Annotated in this window: 15 protein-coding genes; 7 read left to right on the top strand and 8 right to left on the bottom strand. The window is 58.0% G+C overall.

Annotation, left to right across the window (positions count from 1 at the left end; translation table 11 throughout):
• Positions 1-32 precede the first annotated feature (32 nt).
• Both NIZ92_RS07045 and NIZ92_RS07040 read right to left on the bottom strand, forming a co-directional pair.
• Positions 33-1424, bottom strand: coding sequence for an aromatic ring-hydroxylating dioxygenase subunit alpha (locus tag NIZ92_RS07045; protein WP_254003208.1), 1392 nt, complete (start codon positions 1422-1424; stop codon positions 33-35).
• 38 nt (positions 1425-1462) lie between these two features.
• Positions 1463-2644 carry an ABC transporter substrate-binding protein gene (locus NIZ92_RS07040; RefSeq protein WP_009460946.1) on the bottom strand — a complete coding sequence of 394 codons (1182 nt, stop codon included), beginning with the start codon at positions 2642-2644 and terminating at the stop codon, positions 1463-1465.
• Between the two features lie 305 nt (positions 2645-2949).
• On the opposite strand from NIZ92_RS07040, the gene NIZ92_RS07035 reads away from it, so the two are divergent.
• On the top strand, positions 2950-3936 hold the full coding sequence (locus NIZ92_RS07035) for an AraC family transcriptional regulator (RefSeq protein WP_009460948.1): 987 nt from the start codon (positions 2950-2952) through the stop codon (positions 3934-3936).
• Here the strand turns inward: NIZ92_RS07035 and NIZ92_RS07030 are convergent.
• Entirely contained in the window at positions 3933-5093 is a 1161-nt protein-coding gene (locus NIZ92_RS07030) for a 2-methylaconitate cis-trans isomerase PrpF family protein (RefSeq protein ID WP_009460950.1), read from the bottom strand. The two genes, NIZ92_RS07035 and NIZ92_RS07030, sit on opposite strands and share 4 nt — an antisense overlap.
• Before the next feature lie 4 nt (positions 5094-5097).
• The gene (locus tag NIZ92_RS07025) at positions 5098-6108 is read right to left on the bottom strand and encodes a GntR family transcriptional regulator (RefSeq protein WP_009460951.1); all 1011 of its coding nucleotides are present in this window, start codon (positions 6106-6108) and stop codon (positions 5098-5100) included.
• Between the two features lie 169 nt (positions 6109-6277).
• Here NIZ92_RS07025 and acnA point away from each other — a divergent pair, with 169 nt between their 5' ends.
• Positions 6278-8932: an aconitate hydratase AcnA gene (gene acnA / locus NIZ92_RS07020; protein ID WP_254002953.1), complete on the top strand. Its 2655-nt coding sequence runs from the start codon at positions 6278-6280 to the stop codon at positions 8930-8932.
• Between the two features lie 34 nt (positions 8933-8966).
• Here acnA and NIZ92_RS07015 read toward each other — a convergent pair whose 3' ends face one another.
• The 3 genes from NIZ92_RS07015 to NIZ92_RS07005 all read right to left on the bottom strand — a co-directional run bounded on the left by NIZ92_RS07015 (position 8967) and on the right by NIZ92_RS07005 (position 12004).
• Positions 8967-9497, bottom strand: coding sequence for a CinA family protein (locus NIZ92_RS07015; RefSeq protein WP_026484714.1), 531 nt, complete (start codon positions 9495-9497; stop codon positions 8967-8969).
• 129 nt (positions 9498-9626) lie between these two features.
• The gene (locus tag NIZ92_RS07010; RefSeq protein WP_009460957.1) at positions 9627-10091 is read right to left on the bottom strand and encodes a MarR family winged helix-turn-helix transcriptional regulator; all 465 of its coding nucleotides are present in this window, start codon (positions 10089-10091) and stop codon (positions 9627-9629) included.
• The gene (locus NIZ92_RS07005) at positions 10091-12004 is read right to left on the bottom strand and encodes an FUSC family protein (RefSeq protein ID WP_254002952.1); all 1914 of its coding nucleotides are present in this window, start codon (positions 12002-12004) and stop codon (positions 10091-10093) included. The genes NIZ92_RS07010 and NIZ92_RS07005 overlap by 1 nt, the downstream gene beginning before the upstream one ends.
• A gap of 373 nt (positions 12005-12377) precedes the next feature.
• Here NIZ92_RS07005 and NIZ92_RS07000 point away from each other — a divergent pair, with 373 nt between their 5' ends.
• Positions 12378-14084, top strand: a complete 1707-nt coding sequence (locus NIZ92_RS07000) for an FMN-binding glutamate synthase family protein (RefSeq protein WP_254002951.1) — start codon at positions 12378-12380, stop codon at positions 14082-14084.
• Positions 14085-14104: 20 nt separating this feature from the next.
• Here the strand turns inward: NIZ92_RS07000 and NIZ92_RS06995 are convergent, their stop codons facing one another.
• On the bottom strand, positions 14105-14269 hold the full coding sequence (locus NIZ92_RS06995) for a hypothetical protein (protein WP_157664272.1): 165 nt from the start codon (positions 14267-14269) through the stop codon (positions 14105-14107).
• A gap of 82 nt (positions 14270-14351) precedes the next feature.
• On the opposite strand from NIZ92_RS06995, the gene NIZ92_RS06990 reads away from it, so the two are divergent.
• From NIZ92_RS06990 to NIZ92_RS06975, 4 genes are all read left to right on the top strand, one after another.
• Positions 14352-14768, top strand: a complete 417-nt coding sequence (locus tag NIZ92_RS06990) for a hypothetical protein (protein WP_035268339.1) — start codon at positions 14352-14354, stop codon at positions 14766-14768.
• Between the two features lie 56 nt (positions 14769-14824).
• Complete coding sequence (locus NIZ92_RS06985) at positions 14825-15442, top strand: SCO family protein (protein ID WP_035268342.1); 618 nt, start codon at positions 14825-14827, stop codon at positions 15440-15442.
• Positions 15443-15462: 20 nt separating this feature from the next.
• Entirely contained in the window at positions 15463-15942 is a 480-nt protein-coding gene (locus NIZ92_RS06980) for a copper chaperone PCu(A)C (RefSeq protein WP_035268345.1), read from the top strand.
• Between the two features lie 326 nt (positions 15943-16268).
• Positions 16269-16838: an HdeD family acid-resistance protein gene (locus tag NIZ92_RS06975; RefSeq protein WP_254002950.1), complete on the top strand. Its 570-nt coding sequence runs from the start codon at positions 16269-16271 to the stop codon at positions 16836-16838.
• The last annotated feature ends 85 nt before the right edge of the window (positions 16839-16923 follow it).

Raw genomic sequence — 16923 nt, 5'->3', positions numbered from 1 at the left:
AAGAATTCTCCTTGGCTCGGACAGCAGCCCGCTTAAGCCTGTGTTCCGGGGGCGATGGGCTCACCAGAAGCCGAACGCACCGTGGCTTTACCACTGTCTTCCGACTGCGCAGGCGCGTCGTACAGACTGGTAGTCATGAAATGCTTCCAGGCGCGGAACTGATTGCGCATGGGCAATTCGCTGGTGCCGTTGGTGGCGACCATACCGCCTTCGATAGGCTTGTCAGTGCCGTCATAGCGGTGCATGCTGATCCAGTCTCCGCCATTGGTCTGGTTACCTTCCTGACAGCGGCCATAGACTTCGATATCGTCCGGCATCACGTTGGACGACGGCGAGTTGATCAGGTTGGCGTACATCAGGCCGCGCTTGTAAATATCGTCCGGCGCACCTTTCAGACGAAACAGCTGGATTTCCACATGAGTGCGGTCCACCGCCACTGGGCGAATCACACGGAACTGCTGGAATACGGTGTGGGGCGAGCCACTGCCGTAAATAATGCTGTTGTGACGGTTCTCGCCCAGAATGTTCAAGGCTTTTTCTTCACCGTAGGCTTCTTTCAGCGTTTCGTAGTGCGCCTTGGTGATCGGGTCGGTTTCGATGGCACCTGGATTGAAAATCCCTTCCATATAGCCGTGGCCGTTATCAAAGGCATACAGGTCCAGCTTTTCCCAGAAACCGTAGGGCTCGCCGTTACCGTCCATGATGTGCAGTTCCAATGGCATGGAGCCGTAATCTTCGGCTTGCTCACGGGCGGCCACGTAGGACGACTCGTGCGTCACGTTGGCGTGCATGGTGTCGTGCAGGTTCTCGTAGAACACCTTCCAGTTGGAGGGCTGCCAGACCTTGAAGCTGCCACCGGCCACTTCCACTTCACCCACGGGCGAGCGATCGCACAGATTGTCGATGGAGGTGATGATGGGACCCAAAAACTCTTTCAGGTCCGGGCCGTGGGCGCTTTGACAGGCAAAAACAAAACCACGGTAGCTTTCCACACGAGCCACACGGCGCATGGAGAAGTCCGGGTGCTTGGGATCAAAACAGGTGTTTTCCAGGCCGTTTTTCATCGGAGCGGCCAGATGCTGACCGTCCAGCTTGAACGTCCAGGCGTGGTAAGGACAGCGAAAGAACTTGCCCGCGTTGCCACAGCCATCGGCCACTACTTTCGCACCCTTGTGCGGGCAACGGTTGTAGAGCACGTACACCTTCTTGTCGCTGCCGCGCACCATGATGACGTCCTGGCCGCCCAACAAGGTGGTGTGGTAGTCGCCGGGATTAGGCACCTGGCTGTCGTGGCCGATGTAGATCCAGGCACGGCCATAAATGCGTTCCATCTCCAGACGGAAGATCTCGGGGTCGGTATAGACCGATTTATGTACGCTGTCTCCCCGCACCAATGCGGACAGCTGTTCGTTGCTATAGCTCATCATTACCTCCTTGCTGCCGGATGCTTGACGCACCCTCTTTATGACTTTTCCATCTTGCACTGCGGTGCAAAATGATCCTGGAACTGCTCGAATACGGTGGACACAATCTTGTTGCTCATCTGGCCCTTGTCATTCGGGGCCACTTCACGCATGTAGTAGGTCTGCACCGGATACTGGTTGTTGTTAAAGGCAAAGGCGCCGCGTACAGACTCGAACGGTGCGCTGCGCAAGGCTTTACGCAGGGCTTCGCGGTCGGTAGCGGCCTTGGGGTCAGCCTTCAGTGCACCATCCAGCAACAAGGCGGCGTCGTAGCCCTGGGAGGCGTACATGGAAGGCAGGCGACCGTAGGTCTTTTCAAAATCCGCCACAAAGCGTTTGTTGACCGGGTTATCCAGATCCGGCGACCACTGGGCGGCATTCGCCATGCCCTTCATGGACTCGCCAATCGCGGCAATCGTGTCCTGATCAGCCGAGAAGCCGGGGGTATACACCGCCAGTTGCGTGGACAGGCCCGAGTTGATCAGCTGCTTGATAAAAGACACGCCCATTCCGCCAGGCAGGAAGAAAAACACGGCATCCGCACCCGAAGCTCGCATTTGTGCCAGCTCGGCGGCGTAATCCATCTGGCCGACCTTCACATACACTTCGTCGGCAATCTCGCCCTTGAACAGACGCTTGAAGCCTTCAATGGACTCGCGACCACCGGGGTAGTTGGGGGCAATCAAATAGACTTTCTTGTGCGCCTGATCGGTCACGTACTTGCCCATGGCAGCGGGAATATCCTCGTTCTGCCAGGACACGCTGAAGAAATTGGGGTGACAACGTTCGCCCGCGTAATCGGCCGGGCCGGTGTTGGCGGAAATGTAGACCGTGTCACTGTTCAAAATCGTCGGCATCACGGGCAGCAGCACATTGGAGAAAGCCATGCCGGTAATCACATCGACCTTGTCACGCTTGACCAGACGGTCCACCGCCTGGCGGCCTTCCATTGGTTTTTGCTGATCATCCAGCACCGTCAAGGCCACATCCACACCGCCGAGCTTGCCACCCGAGTGGTTCAGGCCCAGCTCGAAACCATCACGGATTTCTGCGCCAATGGCTGCACCAGGGCCAGACAAGGTGGTTAGCAGCCCCACCTTGAATACTTCCTGACTGGATGCCGGGCTACAGGCCAGGGCCAAGGCCAGCGTGCTCATACAGAACGCCACTTGTTTTTTCATGTTTGTCTCCGTCCTCTGTCTTTCAAAAAACTGGACTTTAGTTCTGCCTTGGACCACCCCCAATACGCCGGAAGCTGTGTACCACTGACGCCCGTGATTTTTGCGGCGCTTGTCCTGCAAGCCAGAAAAGACGGGCCCAAGGGACTACGTGAATACAGCAATTCCCAGTCGTATCCCAATCTGCTAAGGTGCCGGGACAGGACTACTGTTTTAGGTTTGAAATACATTAGACCGGCGCAGAATGGGCGGCTATCCAGATATGGCAAGCCTTATCCCGAACCGGCAAAAATTTGGAGACACACATCATGCAAGCGTGGTTTATGTCAGGGCTGGCCCCCTTGCAACACAGTGCGCCGCGCTTTGAATCGCGCTGCCCGGACCAGACACGCAGCGAGACGGCCGGTTTTTTAACCGAGCACCGCTTGACCTGGAATGACGGCCCGGTCGATGCTTCCCTGCGCTATGCCAGCAGCCACAGCTTTTCCTTTGTCTTGCTGAAATATGGCGCGGCGGTGCAGGTGTCGCCGGGGATTCTGGAGGATTTCCTGCTGTTTCAGGTGCCTATACAGGGACGCTCCTGTATTCGGGTTGGTCGAGAGTACGTCCAGGCCAACCCCAAAATCGCCAGCGTGATCTCCCCTTCCCTGCAGGTTGAACTGGATTGGGAACAGGGCTGTGAACAGTTTTTAGTGAAGATTCCGCGCCACAGGCTGGAAGAAGTGGCCCGTCAGACCTTGGGCTTGAGCCTGGATCGGCCCATTGAATTTGCTGCTGGCATGTCTCTGGATTCGCCGCACGGCTGCGCCTGGCAGCACCAGATTGGCAGCTTGCTGGCTTATGGCGGGCATTTGCCGCCCGAAATGGATCAGTGGTCGCGTCAGGCCGAGGACAATCTTTTGCTGCATCTGTTTCATACCCAGCCGGGTAACTACAGCCAGCAATTGCAGCAAAGCGTGCGCCCGGCCAGTTCGCGCCGGGTACAAAGAGCGGAGGATTTCATGCGGGCCAGCCTGGACGAGGCCCTGACGCTGGAGCAGATTGCCACCGCGGCCTGTGCCAGTGTGCGCAGCCTGACGCTGGCATTTCGTACGGAGCGGGGGCTGAGCCCCATGCAGTTCTTGAAACAGATTCGTCTGGAAGCGGCCCAGCAAGCCATTCGTCATGCCGTGCCGGGTACCCAGGTCAGCGAGATTGCCTTGCGCTGCGGCTTCAACCATTTCGGCCGCTTCTGTGCAGACTACAAGTCCCGCTTCGGGCGTTCGCCCTCGCAGGACTTGCGTATCGTGGATTAGTCCTTCAAGGCTTTGCCAGGAACCCACACACGGCCATCAAACAGGCGACGCGCCGTACGATAGAAAGAACCGGCCTTGGCAAACCACTGGCCGTCTTTCTTTTCCACTTCCGCGCCCACTGTCAGCACACCGGAAGGCATGCCCAGACGCAGTGGACCTTGAGGGGCAACCGAGTCAGACAGACATTGCGAAGGCAGGCTGCCCGTCAAACGAGCAGCCACAGCGGTGCACAGCGAGATCGTCAAGGGCAAGGCGCGGTGCGGCTGGCCATTGGAAATCACGCGGGCAACCAGATCAATCTCTTTGGCAGGAACCACGTCGCCAGACAAGGTCGGGTTGTCCTGAGCCGGCGACACGATGCAAACAAAGGGCACGATGCGAATCTGACGTGCGGCTTCCACATCGGGAGCAATGCCCATGCGTACCGACGCCTGCACACGAATTGCGTCCAGACGCTCCAGCACTTCGGGGTGCGCTTCCAACCAGTCGGGTAGTTCCAAACCGGTCAGGCCTACATCAGCCGCGCGTACAAAAACGGCTGCGTTGGCCGCGTCCACCAGCGACACCTCGATACGGCCTACGCCAGGCACATCCAGCCACTCGGTCAATTCACCACTAGGCAGCAGCGAGCCAGTAGAGGCACCTCCCGGTTCCACAAAGTCCAGACGGATAGGCGAACCCGTGCCGCCTACGCCGGGAATGGACAGATCACCGTCGTACCGGGGCTGACCATCTTCAACCGTGAAGTGGGCGTGAATGATCTTGTTGGTGTTGGTATTCAGAATGCGTACGCACGCTTCGCCATCCTCAACCTTGACCATGCCCTGCTCTACTGCGTAAGGGCCGACGGCCGAGCTCATATTGCCGCAGTTGCCACGGTAATCCACCTTCTCTTCCTTGATGGCTACTTGCGCAAAGGTATAGTCCACGTCCGCGTCCGGATGGCTGGACGGGCCGATAATACAAACCTTGGACAAGGAAGAAACACCACCGCCCATGCCGTCCAGTTGGCGACCGTAAGGGTCCGGCGTACCCATGGCAGCGGAAAACAGAGGCGTCCAGTCGTCGCGCTCGGCAGGCAGGTCTGCAATATTGAGCATCAAGGCTTTGCTGGTGCCACCACGCATGAACACGGCGGGAAGGGATTTTTGCTTCATCACGTTATTCCTGGTTCTTGGCTTGCGCCATTAAAGAAAATTGCGCCGTCTCCTCCATGGGTTCGGCGTGAGAGACCATCGATTCACTAAAAGCGCCGGGCTGGCCGCTGCGTTGCTGCTGCTGCCGCTCCAGCTGCTGTACTTTCTCTTCACTGGCATTGCCCAGATGGCGGGCCAGCAGGGCGGAGGCCTGAGCGCGTTCGCCCTTTTCCAGCAAATCCAGAATTGCCAGATGCTCCAGGCATTGGCGACGAATACGTTCCCGATCCAGGGTTTCCTGATATTCCAGCAAGCGCCGCAACTGGTTCTGGCGTGTCACGGTCTGGGCGATAAAGCGGTTACCGGACAAGGAGGCCAAGGCTTCATGGAAGGTGGCATTGGCCTGATACATTTCCGCGTGTCCGGCATGACGCCAGCCCCCGTCGGCCAAGGCCTGCTGCTGCAAACGCACCCGGCGCAAGACGGTGGAATCAATGGCGAAGCCCGGCAGCAGCATGGCCGCTGGTTCCAGCATCTGACGCAAGGTATAGCTTTCTTCGCAAGCCTGAGGGCCGTCAATCATGGGCAGGAAAGACCAGCCTTTGCTGGCGCGCTGTTCCATCCAACCTTCATTGGCAGCACGCGCCAGAATGCGGCGCACACGCTCGCGCGTCAGGCCATAGCGGCGCATGGCGTCGTTCTCCGACAAGGTGTCACCCCAAATACCAGATAGCTTGTCGCGGGCCAGTTGCAGATAGATCTGGTCGTCCTGGCTGGTGCCCAGCTCTTCTTCGATCACACCAAGCTGGTCGGCCCCTTTCAACAGATATAAGCCACGTCGGGGCGGCTGTGCGCCCACAATGCCTTTTTCCGCCAGATAGGCCAAGGCGCCCCGTATGGGCGAGCGCGACGCACCCAGCGCTTCGGCCAGCGATTGTTCCGTCAAATGATGCCCGGCCTGCAAATGCCCTGCTCGCACGTAGTCCAGCAGGCGATGCGCCAAGGTGACATGCAAAGAATTGGATTGGCTTTTCATGCCGACATTCCTAAAAATCGAAGCGATCCCGGATCGTTTTATTGTATTATATACAAACAAAATACAATTTAATTGTTTTATCAAGGCTCCAGACGCATAATTTTATTGATTATTCTTGCTCAGGTTGGCCCCGCTTTCCTGGCTTCTTATTACGGATGAATCGTTTGCCATGTCTCAGTCTCTTGCCCTAGAAACGCTGTCCCTGAACGGACGTTCCGTACGTTACGTTCCTATCGCCGACATCCCCGGTATTGAAAAGCTGCCGTACTCGCTGCGCGTTCTGCTGGAAAACCTCTGTCGTCAAAAGGCCGTGCGTCACGCCGACGTGGATCAGGAAATTGACTCCCTGCTCCAGCGCAAGGTGGGCGACGGCATCACCTTCTACCCTGCCCGCGTATTTGGTCAGGACATTCTGGGTTTGGTGATGTTGCTGGACATGGCGGCCTTGCGCGAAGGCGTACAAGCAGCCGGTGGTGACGCCAGCCGTGTGCGCCCCCAAGTCCCTATCGACGTCATTATTGACCACTCCCTGCAAGTGGACAGCTGGGCCAACCCCAAGGCGGCCGACGTCAACCTGGCACGCGAATACCAACGTAACGGCGAGCGCTTTGCCTTCCTGCGCTGGTGTTCCAGCAACTTTGATGGCGTGAAAGTCGTGCCGCCCGGCAAAGGCATCATGCACCAATTGCACATCGAGCATATTGGTCAGGTTGTATGGACCGAAGAAGGCAAGGACGTGGATCTGGTCTACCCCGACAGCTGTGTCGGGACCGACAGCCACACGCCTATGGTTAACGGCCTGGGCATTCTGGGCTGGGGTGTCGGAGGTATTGAAGCCGAAGCCGTGATGGTAGGCCTGCCCGTCGCCATCGCCCTGCCTGCCGTGGTGGGTATCGAGCTGACTGGCAAGCTCAATGACGGCGTGCTGCCTACCGACCTGGTTCTGGTCATTACGCAAAAACTGCGCGAACTGGGCGTGGTGGGCAAGTTTGTCGAATTTTTTGGCCCCAGCGTGGACGAGCTCTCCCTGGGCGACCGTGGCATGATCGCCAATATGGCACCAGAGTACGGCGCAACCGCGGTGTTCTTCCCCATCGACGACGCTGCCCTGCACTACATGCACATGACAGGCCGTCCACAAGAACAGATTGATCTGGTCGAGCAATACAGCAAGGTTCAAAAACTGTGGCGCGACCCGGCCGCTCCCGCTCCTGTTTACGACACCGTGTTGAAACTGGACCTGAGCAGCATCAAGCCTAGCCTGGCTGGCCCCAGCAACCCTGAAGATCACCTGGATCTGGACACCGCTGCCCAGTCCTTCCCCGCTCATCACCAGAAAATTGCTGGCCGTCCTTACGACCCGCAACGTGCCGTACCCGTGGAAGGCGAGGACTTTGTGCTGAATGATGGCGATGTGGTCATTGCCGCCATTACTTCCTGTACCAATACCGCTAACCCCGCCAATATGATGGCCGCCGGTCTGCTGGCCCGTAACGCCGTGGCTCGTGGTTTGCGCAGCAAGCCCTGGGTCAAGACCTCGCTGGTGCCCGGTAGCCAAGTAACAGCTGACGTGCTGGAGCGCGCTCAACTGCAAGACGACCTGGACGTGCTGGGCTTTAATATTGCCGGCTTTGGTTGCACCACGTGTAACGGCGGCTCGGGCCCACTGCCTGCCAATATCGTCAACGCGATTGAATCCGAAAAGCTGATTGCCACCGCCGTACTGTCGGGTAACCGTAACTTTGAAGGCCGTATCCACGCCAACGTGCGCGCTGCTTACCTGGCATCGCCCGCCCTGGTTGTGGCCTACGCCCTGGCCGGCAACCTGAATGTGGACCTGACCCGCGACCCGCTGGGCAAGGATCAGGACGGCAAAGACGTCTACCTGAGCGACATCTGGCCCAAATCGGCAGAAGTTCAGGAAGCCATCCACGGCGCTTACGACCGTGACCTGTTCATCGAGCGCTATGCCGAGCTGTACGACGGCGGCGAACCCTGGGATGCCCTGGCCCGCGAAAGCAATGGTGGCCACTACCCATGGGAAGCCGACAGCACCTACATCCGCAAACCGCCTTACTTTGACGGCTTGCAGCGCGAACCGGCTCCCGTGGCCAACCTGCGCGGCATGCGTCCGCTGGCGATTCTGGGTGACTCCATCACCACCGACCACATCTCGCCATCGGGTTCGATCAGCCTGGGTACGCCTGCTGCTGACTTCCTGCTGTCCAAAGGTGTGGAGCAAAAAGACTTCAACAACTACACCACGCGCCGTGCCAATCACGAAGTGGTCAAACGTGCGACCTTCGCCAACATCCGTCTGCGCAACAAGATTGTTCCCGGCGTGGAAGGCGGCGTCACCAAGGTGATGCCGGAAGGCGAAGTGATGCGTATTTTTGAAGCGGCCCAGACCTATCAGGAACGTCAGGTTCCCTTGCTGGTGATTGCTGGCAAGAACTACGGTTGCGGTTCTTCCCGCGACTCCGCCGCAAAAGGCCCTGCTCTGCTGGGCGTGAAGGCGGTGGTTGCCGAAGGTTTCGAGCGTATCCACCGCACCAACCTGGTCGGTATGGGTGTGCTGCCCTTGCAGTTCCAGGACGGCACCAATGCCGACACCCTGGGTCTGGACGGCACCGAAACCTTTGATGTGAAGGGCCTGGAAGAAAACCTGGGTGTACGCTCGCAGGCCGAGCTGATAATCCATCGCCTGGATGGCAGCACCCAGTCCGTGCCGGTGATTGTGCGTCTGGATACGGTCGAGGACATGGAGTACTGGCGTCATGGCGGTATCCTGCCACGCGTCTGGCGCAAATACCTGGAAAACTAAGCCTTTACAGGCTTAGCTTGTCCAGTTAGCGGTATCAAACGCCAGGGGTCACACCCTGGCGTTCTTGTTTAACCAGCCGCAACCAATGCTCGATGCGCAGCAAGGCATGATTCGCACTTTGCTGGCGGATTTCATCCCGCGTGCCATCGAAAACAATCGTTTCCGTATAGACGACCAAAGGATCAAATTTATCCTGTGGCTTGAACAGCCAGGCAAAACATTGCGTGCCGGCCGGAATCTGCGGCTCTGCAATATCGTCAGCCACCCCCGTATTGGCAATGATCAAATTGGCCGGGGTCAATTCTGCGGCTCCTTTGGCCATGGCCCGCGCCACTGCCTCACTGCACAGATTGTTTTCCGCCAGCACCCGCTGATCGACGCCCAGGCAGCGATACTTGGCCTGCGGAGAATACGTCACAAAAGCACAGTCCAGTACAGCTGCCGCCCCCGCTTGGTCAGCCAGCGTGGACGCAATCAACCCTGCCGTGCAGGATTCTGCGGTTGCCAGCGTCAGCTGGGCCTCGGTCATGATTTTGACCAAGCGTGCAAGATCTACATCGTTCATGGCATACCCTCCTTATTGCTGAAACAAGGACGGTTTATTCAACCATAAAGTAAAAAAGCAGGAAACCAGCTCCTGCTTTCTGCTCACCATCTGGAACATGCGCTTACGCTGCCCCGCCCAGGCACTTGATCAATCCCCGAACAGGCTGGACATATCCGTTGCTTCCAGCCCCAGATTGCTGGCCAGCGCGTCAAAACAACGCAAGGCCGCTTCTATATCTGCGTCCGCAATCCCTTCAAACAGGGGAGCACGGGATTGGCGCAGCAATTCCAGCAGGCGTTCGTGAAAGTCCCGCCCTTTTTCAGTCAGACACAACAGGCGAGCGCGCTTGTCCTGCTCGTCGGGCACACGCTCCAGCAAACCGCCGGACTCCAACTGGTCGATCAGGCGCACCAGGGTGGGGCCTTCCAGACGCATCATGCGTGCCAACTGCCCTTGCCGTATGGGTTCCCCCAACTGGGCCAGATAGCGAATCGGCAGGATGGTGGCCTCGGACACGCCATAACGCACCAGCGTCTGATCCAGTTCACGACGATACAGGCGCGCCAGCACAATCATGGACAGGCCAAATCGTTCATAAAGTTGGTGATTCATCAGGAAGTCTCCACAGCGCGCGGCGTAGCATCAGGCGGGTAAGCATAAACCAGAACCGCTTGCGCCCCCTGCAAGGACTGCGCCACATCCATGATCGCCTGCCTCAATACCGTGTCGGTACAGGATTGGCTGATACGCAGCAATTGCTGGGCCAACTCCACGGGCTGATGCTCAAACCCTTCCAGCAACTCACAGACCAGCTCCACACAGGCTTGCTGCTCCGGTCCGCGTTTGGCCAGCCGCTTCAGCGCGACCACGCCATGGCCCAGGTTGATCAAGGACAGCAAACCATGAGGGGTCTGCTCGCCCATCCAGTGCCAGAGACGCACCCATTGACGCGCTACCCGCGCACGCCAGACCCGGAACAGGCGTGGGCGCGAACGCTTGATCAAGGGATACAGTTCGCGCACCACACGTCTGACCAAGGCTTGGCCACGAGGATGAGTCCGGCGAGGCAAAAGAAAGAAAGCACTGCACACGACCGCAGAGCCCGCCAGCAAAGGCAAGGACTCCTTCAAGATGATGGGCCAAGTAACGGCCGCCATCCCGGCCTGACTGGCCAGCTGGAAACACATATTCGCGTCCAATGCCCACGTCGACGTAGGACGGTTGGCACGTAACAAACCGCCGATCACCAAAAAAGGAAGCACGGACAGAATGACCTGCCAGTCCGCAACCAGGTGTGCCTGGACGAAGTAGCGATAAAAGCTGGCTACCAGCACGCCCACGGCAATCCCGGTAAACATGGTTCGGCTCATCAGTTGCGGACGCGGCATGGAGCCCAAAATAATGGAGAACGTACACACCCCAATCGCCATCAACTCCAGCGCGGGGCTGGCCAAAGCGTAAGCGATACCACCTGCAGTGAAAGCGGCCAGGCCACTGACCAGGCCTGTGCGGATTGCCAAGGGCCAATCCACCGAAACAGCAGGCGTCGTCAGAAAACGGTGCCGTCTGGGCTGCACCCGTTCAGCGAACAACCCCTGCTCCGCCCTTTGTATTTGACCCATTGCACGGCGCAAGCGCGCCAGACTGATCTGCCCCTCTTGCCGCAAGGCTGTCTTGCCCAGCACCCGCAAACTCAGACCGTCCTGCAAGCGTTGTGCCTGTTCCTGCAAGTCGCGTGCATAATCCGCGGCAGGCGAGAGGCCCTGCTCCCTTTGCTGGACAATCAGCGCGCTGGCGGCCAAAAGCTCAATCACGGCGTACAGAAACGCATCCACATAAGGCAGGCGTCGATAAGCATCCAGAGAGCCGGCCGCCAGAATACGGGCTTGGGCATCCAGATCCACAATCTCCTGGCGAACACGGCTCCACGAGCTTTGATCCGGCTGCTGATAAGACGGCCCCAAAGCATGAGCAGCGATGCGCAAGGCATCCGCCGCCAGGACACGTACGCGCTCGTAATACGTTTTGCGCTGACTGCGCGGCGTTGTCCGCGAGCACAGCAAGGTGGTGACCACGACCCCGATCAGCGTGCACTCCACTCGCGACAAGGCCAAATCCAGTGACGCCTCCGGAGCCAGCACCGAGGGCAAGACCACCACGCCAATCGTGATCCCCGCCAGCATGGGCAAGTAAGAAAAAGCGCCCCGAAACACATGGGTCAAGGCCGAGGCCACCCCCACCACCAGGGCCATCCCCAGCAATTGCAGATAAGGATTGGGTAAGTGCAGGAACGCCAATCCCAAACCGGCCCCCACCAACGTTCCCAAAATCCGCCACAAAGCCCGCTCGTACACCAGCCCCCGATACGCTTGCGACAGCACCCACACCGGCATGGCAGCCCAAAACGGGTTATCAACGGAAAGCAGAACAGCGATGGTGAACGACAGCCACGCTGCCAAGGCCAAATTCAGGCCATGCAGGAGCGCAGGTCGATCCAGCTGGATCCAGGAAAATGAGGGAAACATAAAAGGCAGGAGACAGAACAAAGGCTAAAGCATGATTATATAGATAGCTTACCTACCTATTCAATTACAGCTAGCTGAATATCGTGTTTATGGCAGCTCCAGCCCTGCCGCCATACACAAGTCCCAAAGCGGAACACGCTGTTTCATGCTGCACCGCAACAGCCTCCCTGGCTTCCATCACGCCTTTCAAAGCTAAACAATTTGCGCCCTGCCCCGCCCTTTTTCAGCCACTCCGTGGTTGTTTGTTAGTTTTCATAAACTATCGCCATCCAGGCATGGTCAAACCGTACGGGAGCGTTCTATGATGTTGGCAGCCTGACCGGCAGGTACCCGAAATCCTGCCTGTCACCCCGTTTTCTTGGCAGGAGTCTTTATGCAAAAGTGGCTGACACGCTACACCGCCTTCTACATCATCATTGGCCTGACCGCCTTTTTCTTGCTGCTTTCCTTGTTCAGAAGCGCAAGCTGGCTGTGGCTGGCGATACCAGGGCTGGCCCTGTGCATTCAGGGCTTGGTGGACATCACTCAAACTCGTCACGCCATTCGTCGCAACTACCCGGTTATCGGCAATCTGCGCTTTATCTTTGAAGCCATACGCCCTGAGATTCGCCAGTACTTTCTGGAAGGCGATGAGCAGCAACTGCCTTTTTCGCGGGCGGACCGCTCCCTGGTGTACCAGCGCGCCAAACAGCAGGTCGACAAGCAGCCTTTTGGTACTCACCAGGAGGTCTACAACAATGGGTACGAGTGGATCAACCACTCCATGACGCCCAAGCACATCAAGGACTCACAGTTCCGTATCACGGTGGGTGGGCCGGACTGTACCCAGCCTTATTCGCTGTCGGTGCTGAATATTTCGGCCATGAGTTTTGGGGCGCTGTCGGCCAATGCCATCCTGGCCCTGAACAAGGGTGCCAAGATGGGCAATTTTGCGCATGACACGGGCGAAGGCGGCATCAGCACCTATCACCTGCGTCATGGCGGTGCTCTGATCTGGAATATTGGCTCGGGCTACTTTGGTTGCCGCGATGAACAAGGCAACTTTTCTCCCGAACGCTTTGCCGAACGAGCCACTCAGGATCACATCAAAATGATTGAAATCAAGCTGTCGCAAGGGGCCAAACCTGGCCACGGCGGCATCTTGCCCGGCACCAAGGTCTCGCCTGAAATTGCCCTGGCACGCGGTGTGCCGGAAGGCGTGGACTGTAACTCGCCCCCCAGCCACAGCGCTTTCCATTCTCCCGTAGAGCTGCTGGAATTCGTGGCCAAGCTGCGTACCTTGTCCGGTGGCAAGCCCGTGGGCTTCAAACTCTGTATCGGACATGCCTGGGAATGGTTTGCCATTGCCAAAGCCATGCTGAAAACAGGTATCACACCAGACTTTATTGTGGTCGATGGTGCGGAAGGCGGTACCGGTGCCTCCCCCGTGGAGTTCATTGACCACGTCGGCACCCCCTTGCGCGAGGCTCTGCGCCTGGTTCATAACACGCTGGTGGGTATCGGTTTGCGCGAACAAATCCGCCTGGGTGCCTCGGGCAAGATCATCAGCGCCTTTGATATGGCCCGCATCATGGCCCTGGGTGCTGACTGGTGCAATAGCGCGCGTGGTTTCATGTTTGCCGTGGGTTGCATTCAGGCCCAGGCCTGTCATACCGACAAGTGCCCCACTGGCGTGGCGACACAAGATCCGCAGCGTCAAAAAGCCCTGGTGGTTGATGACAAATCCCTGCGCGTGGCCAGCTTCCATGGCAATACGCTCAAAGCCCTGGCTGAACTATTGGGTGCGGCGGGCCTGGAACATCCGGACCAGCTACGTCCTCACCATATTGCCCGCCGTATCAGCAACGGCGAAGTGCGCGTGATGTCGGCTCTGTTCCCGGATCTGAAAAAAGGCGAACTCTTGCGCGGCCACTATCGTCAAACGATTTTCCGTGTGGGCTGGCCTATGGCCAACCCCGACTCCTTTGAACCGGCCTATAGCCTGAGCAAAGCCTTGTCGTACTTGAATGATGAAGCTGATCCTGAAGAAATCATGAAAAAACAGGACGCAGCTGATAGCGCAGGCCAAGCCCTGGCCTGACGCGGCACGCGGCAGTCTCCCTAGCGGGACTGCCGCACCGTCCCTACCCCTGCATCCATTTCCCCATAGATTTCAACGCCGGAAGGTCGACTCCAGCTGCTGTCTGCAGAGCGATCCGGTGTTGAACACGCCGCCAGCCCCAGCACCATGACCAAGGCGCTCAGCACCCCATAAATCTGTCGCATATCAAGCTCCTTGATGATAGGCGTCTACTGTGCCACAGAATCTGGGCAAACTGATTTCCATCTGTACTAGAATGCTCTGATCATGATCAGGCACTGCGCATTCCCCACCTCAGGTACTCGCAGCCGGTTTTTACTGGTGCTGGCAATCTGCGCCCTGCTTTTGCGTGGTCTGATCCCCAACGGCTACATGCCCAGCGCCGACCCGGCCAATGCAGCCGCGCTCAGCCTGTGCGTTCAGGGCGACCCTTTCCTGGCGCAATGGAGCAGCCAGCTACCTGGTGGCCCAAAGCACGACGAGCAACATAGCCTGCATGCGGCCTGTCTGTTCGCCCAGGCCCAGGCGCAAAAAGCCCTGAATGATGATCCCAGCCCTGCCTGGAATCTGACACCTACACCACGACATACCTGGGACACTGCCCAACAGGCGGCGGCTCCCGTTCTTCCCCTGACGGGCCCGCCCCTGAGTGCGCGCGGTCCCCCCTCCACGCTCGTTTCCTGACCAGCCTCGGCTGCCCGGCGCAGCCACCTTATGTTGTCAATTAGCGGGATATTTCTATGAACGCCTCCTTCTCACGCCGCCAGCTCCTGCTTGCCATGCTGGCGACTCCTCTGGTCCTGAGCGCCTGCGGCGACAAGGCCCCCAAGCAGCCCGCCTTTCGTAATCTGGAAGGTGTAGACATGAGCAGTGCCGACTTTGCCAAGGATTTCAGCTTGCTGGATACCGAAGGCCAACGTCGCACCATGGCCGACTATCGCGGCAAGATCGTGCTGATCTTCTTTGGTTTTACCCAATGCCCCGACGTCTGCCCGACAGCCCTGACTCGTGCCGTCGACATCAAGGAACAGATGGGCGAGGATGGCGACAAGCTGCAAGTCTTGTTTATCTCCATTGACCCGGAGCGCGACACGCCCGAACTGCTGCAAGCCTACATGCAGGCTTTCGACCCCAGTTTCGTGGCCCTGCGCCCCACCGAGGAAGAGCTGGCCAAAACCGCCAGCGACTTCAAAGTCTTCTATCAAAAGGTTCCTACCGGCTCCAGCTACACCATGGACCACAGCGCCTTGACCTATGTGTATGACACACAAGGCAAGTTGCAGATCGCCCTGCGTCATACGCAAACGGCTGAAGAAGCCGTGGCTGATATCCGCCAGGTACTGGCTCTGAGCAAGTGAACCCCAACAGGATTACCAACATGAAACGTACTATTGCTCGCTCTCTTTTTTCCCTGGCCGCCTTGCTGAGCCTGCCCACCCTGGCCCAGGCCGAAGTCACCGTTACCGATCCCTGGGTTCGCGCCACGGTTCCCGGCCAGCAAGCCACCGGCGCCTTCATGGTGCTGCAATCTACCGAGAACGCCCAATTGCTGGGCGCCAGCAGCAGCTTGAGCAAACAGGTAGAGGTACACGAAATGGCGATGGAAAACGAAGTCATGCGCATGCGCCAGGTTGAAAAAATCGACCTGCCCGCTGGCAAGGCTGTGGAACTGAAACCCGGCGGCTACCACATCATGCTGCTGGGTCTGGACAAACAGGTTGAGGCGGGCAGTTCCGTGGATCTCACCCTGGAAATCCAGAATGCCGCCGGTCAAAAGGAAGAGCTGAAAATCAGCGCTCCGGTCCGTGCCTTGAACACCAAGGCTGGCCAGGGTCACCAGGGCGCACACGGCCACTAAGGCCCTGTTCCCACCCCTTCAAACTGCCTGTTTTACCGGTTTGAAGGGCTTTGTTTCAGACTTCCGGGTTTTCCATAATTGGCTGGTTTTGATTAGCTAACGTACATTGAAACCACTGACATAGTGTCAGTAAGCTGTCTGAAACACAGCTTTCCCAAACTGTCATCATGACAGTTCACCGCCGCCAGAGCGGCCCATAGGCCCTACCGCAACGGTAGGGCCTTCGTGTTTCTGCAGCAGGCTCTTTGCATATCACTAGGCCCTTGCACGGGTCTGGAGTAAAGTTAAGACCGTAGCGTCGGTTTAACCTTGCAAGGAGTACATAGATGGCTCTAAGTCCACATGACAACAATCGCTCTGAGTTGCTACGTCAACTGCCCTTGAAACCAGGATGGTTTATTGGTCTGGGCATCGCCCTGATTATTCTGGGTCTGATCGCCTTGATCTACGTGGTTGGCGCCACGGTTGCCAGCGTGGTGTACGTCGGCATCCTGATGACCATAGGCGGCGTGCTGCATCTGGCTCATGCATGGAGTTCCAAAGGCTGGCGCGGCTTTCTGTTCTGGAGCTTGAGCGGCATTTTGTACCTGTTCGCCGGTTTGATTGCCATCAGCAACCCCTTGATAGGTGCCACCGTCCTGACCCTGATTTTTGGCGCCTTCCTGATTGCTTCCGGCGCATTCCGACTCTGGATCTGGTTTCAGAACCGGGCCCAGGCAGGTGGCGGCTGGATGGCCTTTTCCGGCCTGATTACACTGGCAGCCGGTTTGATCATTGCCGCAGGCTGGCCCGGCAATAGCGTATGGATTCTGGGCCTGATACTGGGTATTGATTTGCTGACCCAAGGTTGGGCCAGCTTGCTGATTGGTATGGCAATCAAGCGCAATCAGAACTAAACCAGCGGCCAGGATCAAACCCCTGCGTCGGGATTGATCTCCGCTGACTTAATCACTGCAAATCACTCCGAAAAAATGCCCGACC

Origin of the sequence: Alcaligenes sp. 1735tsa3 (assembly GCF_024134565.1) — a bacterium.
Classification (GTDB): Bacteria; Pseudomonadota; Gammaproteobacteria; order Burkholderiales; family Burkholderiaceae_B; genus Alcaligenes; species Alcaligenes phenolicus.
Note: the sequence above shows the minus strand (reverse complement) of the source record. Positions and strands in the feature narration are given on the sequence as shown.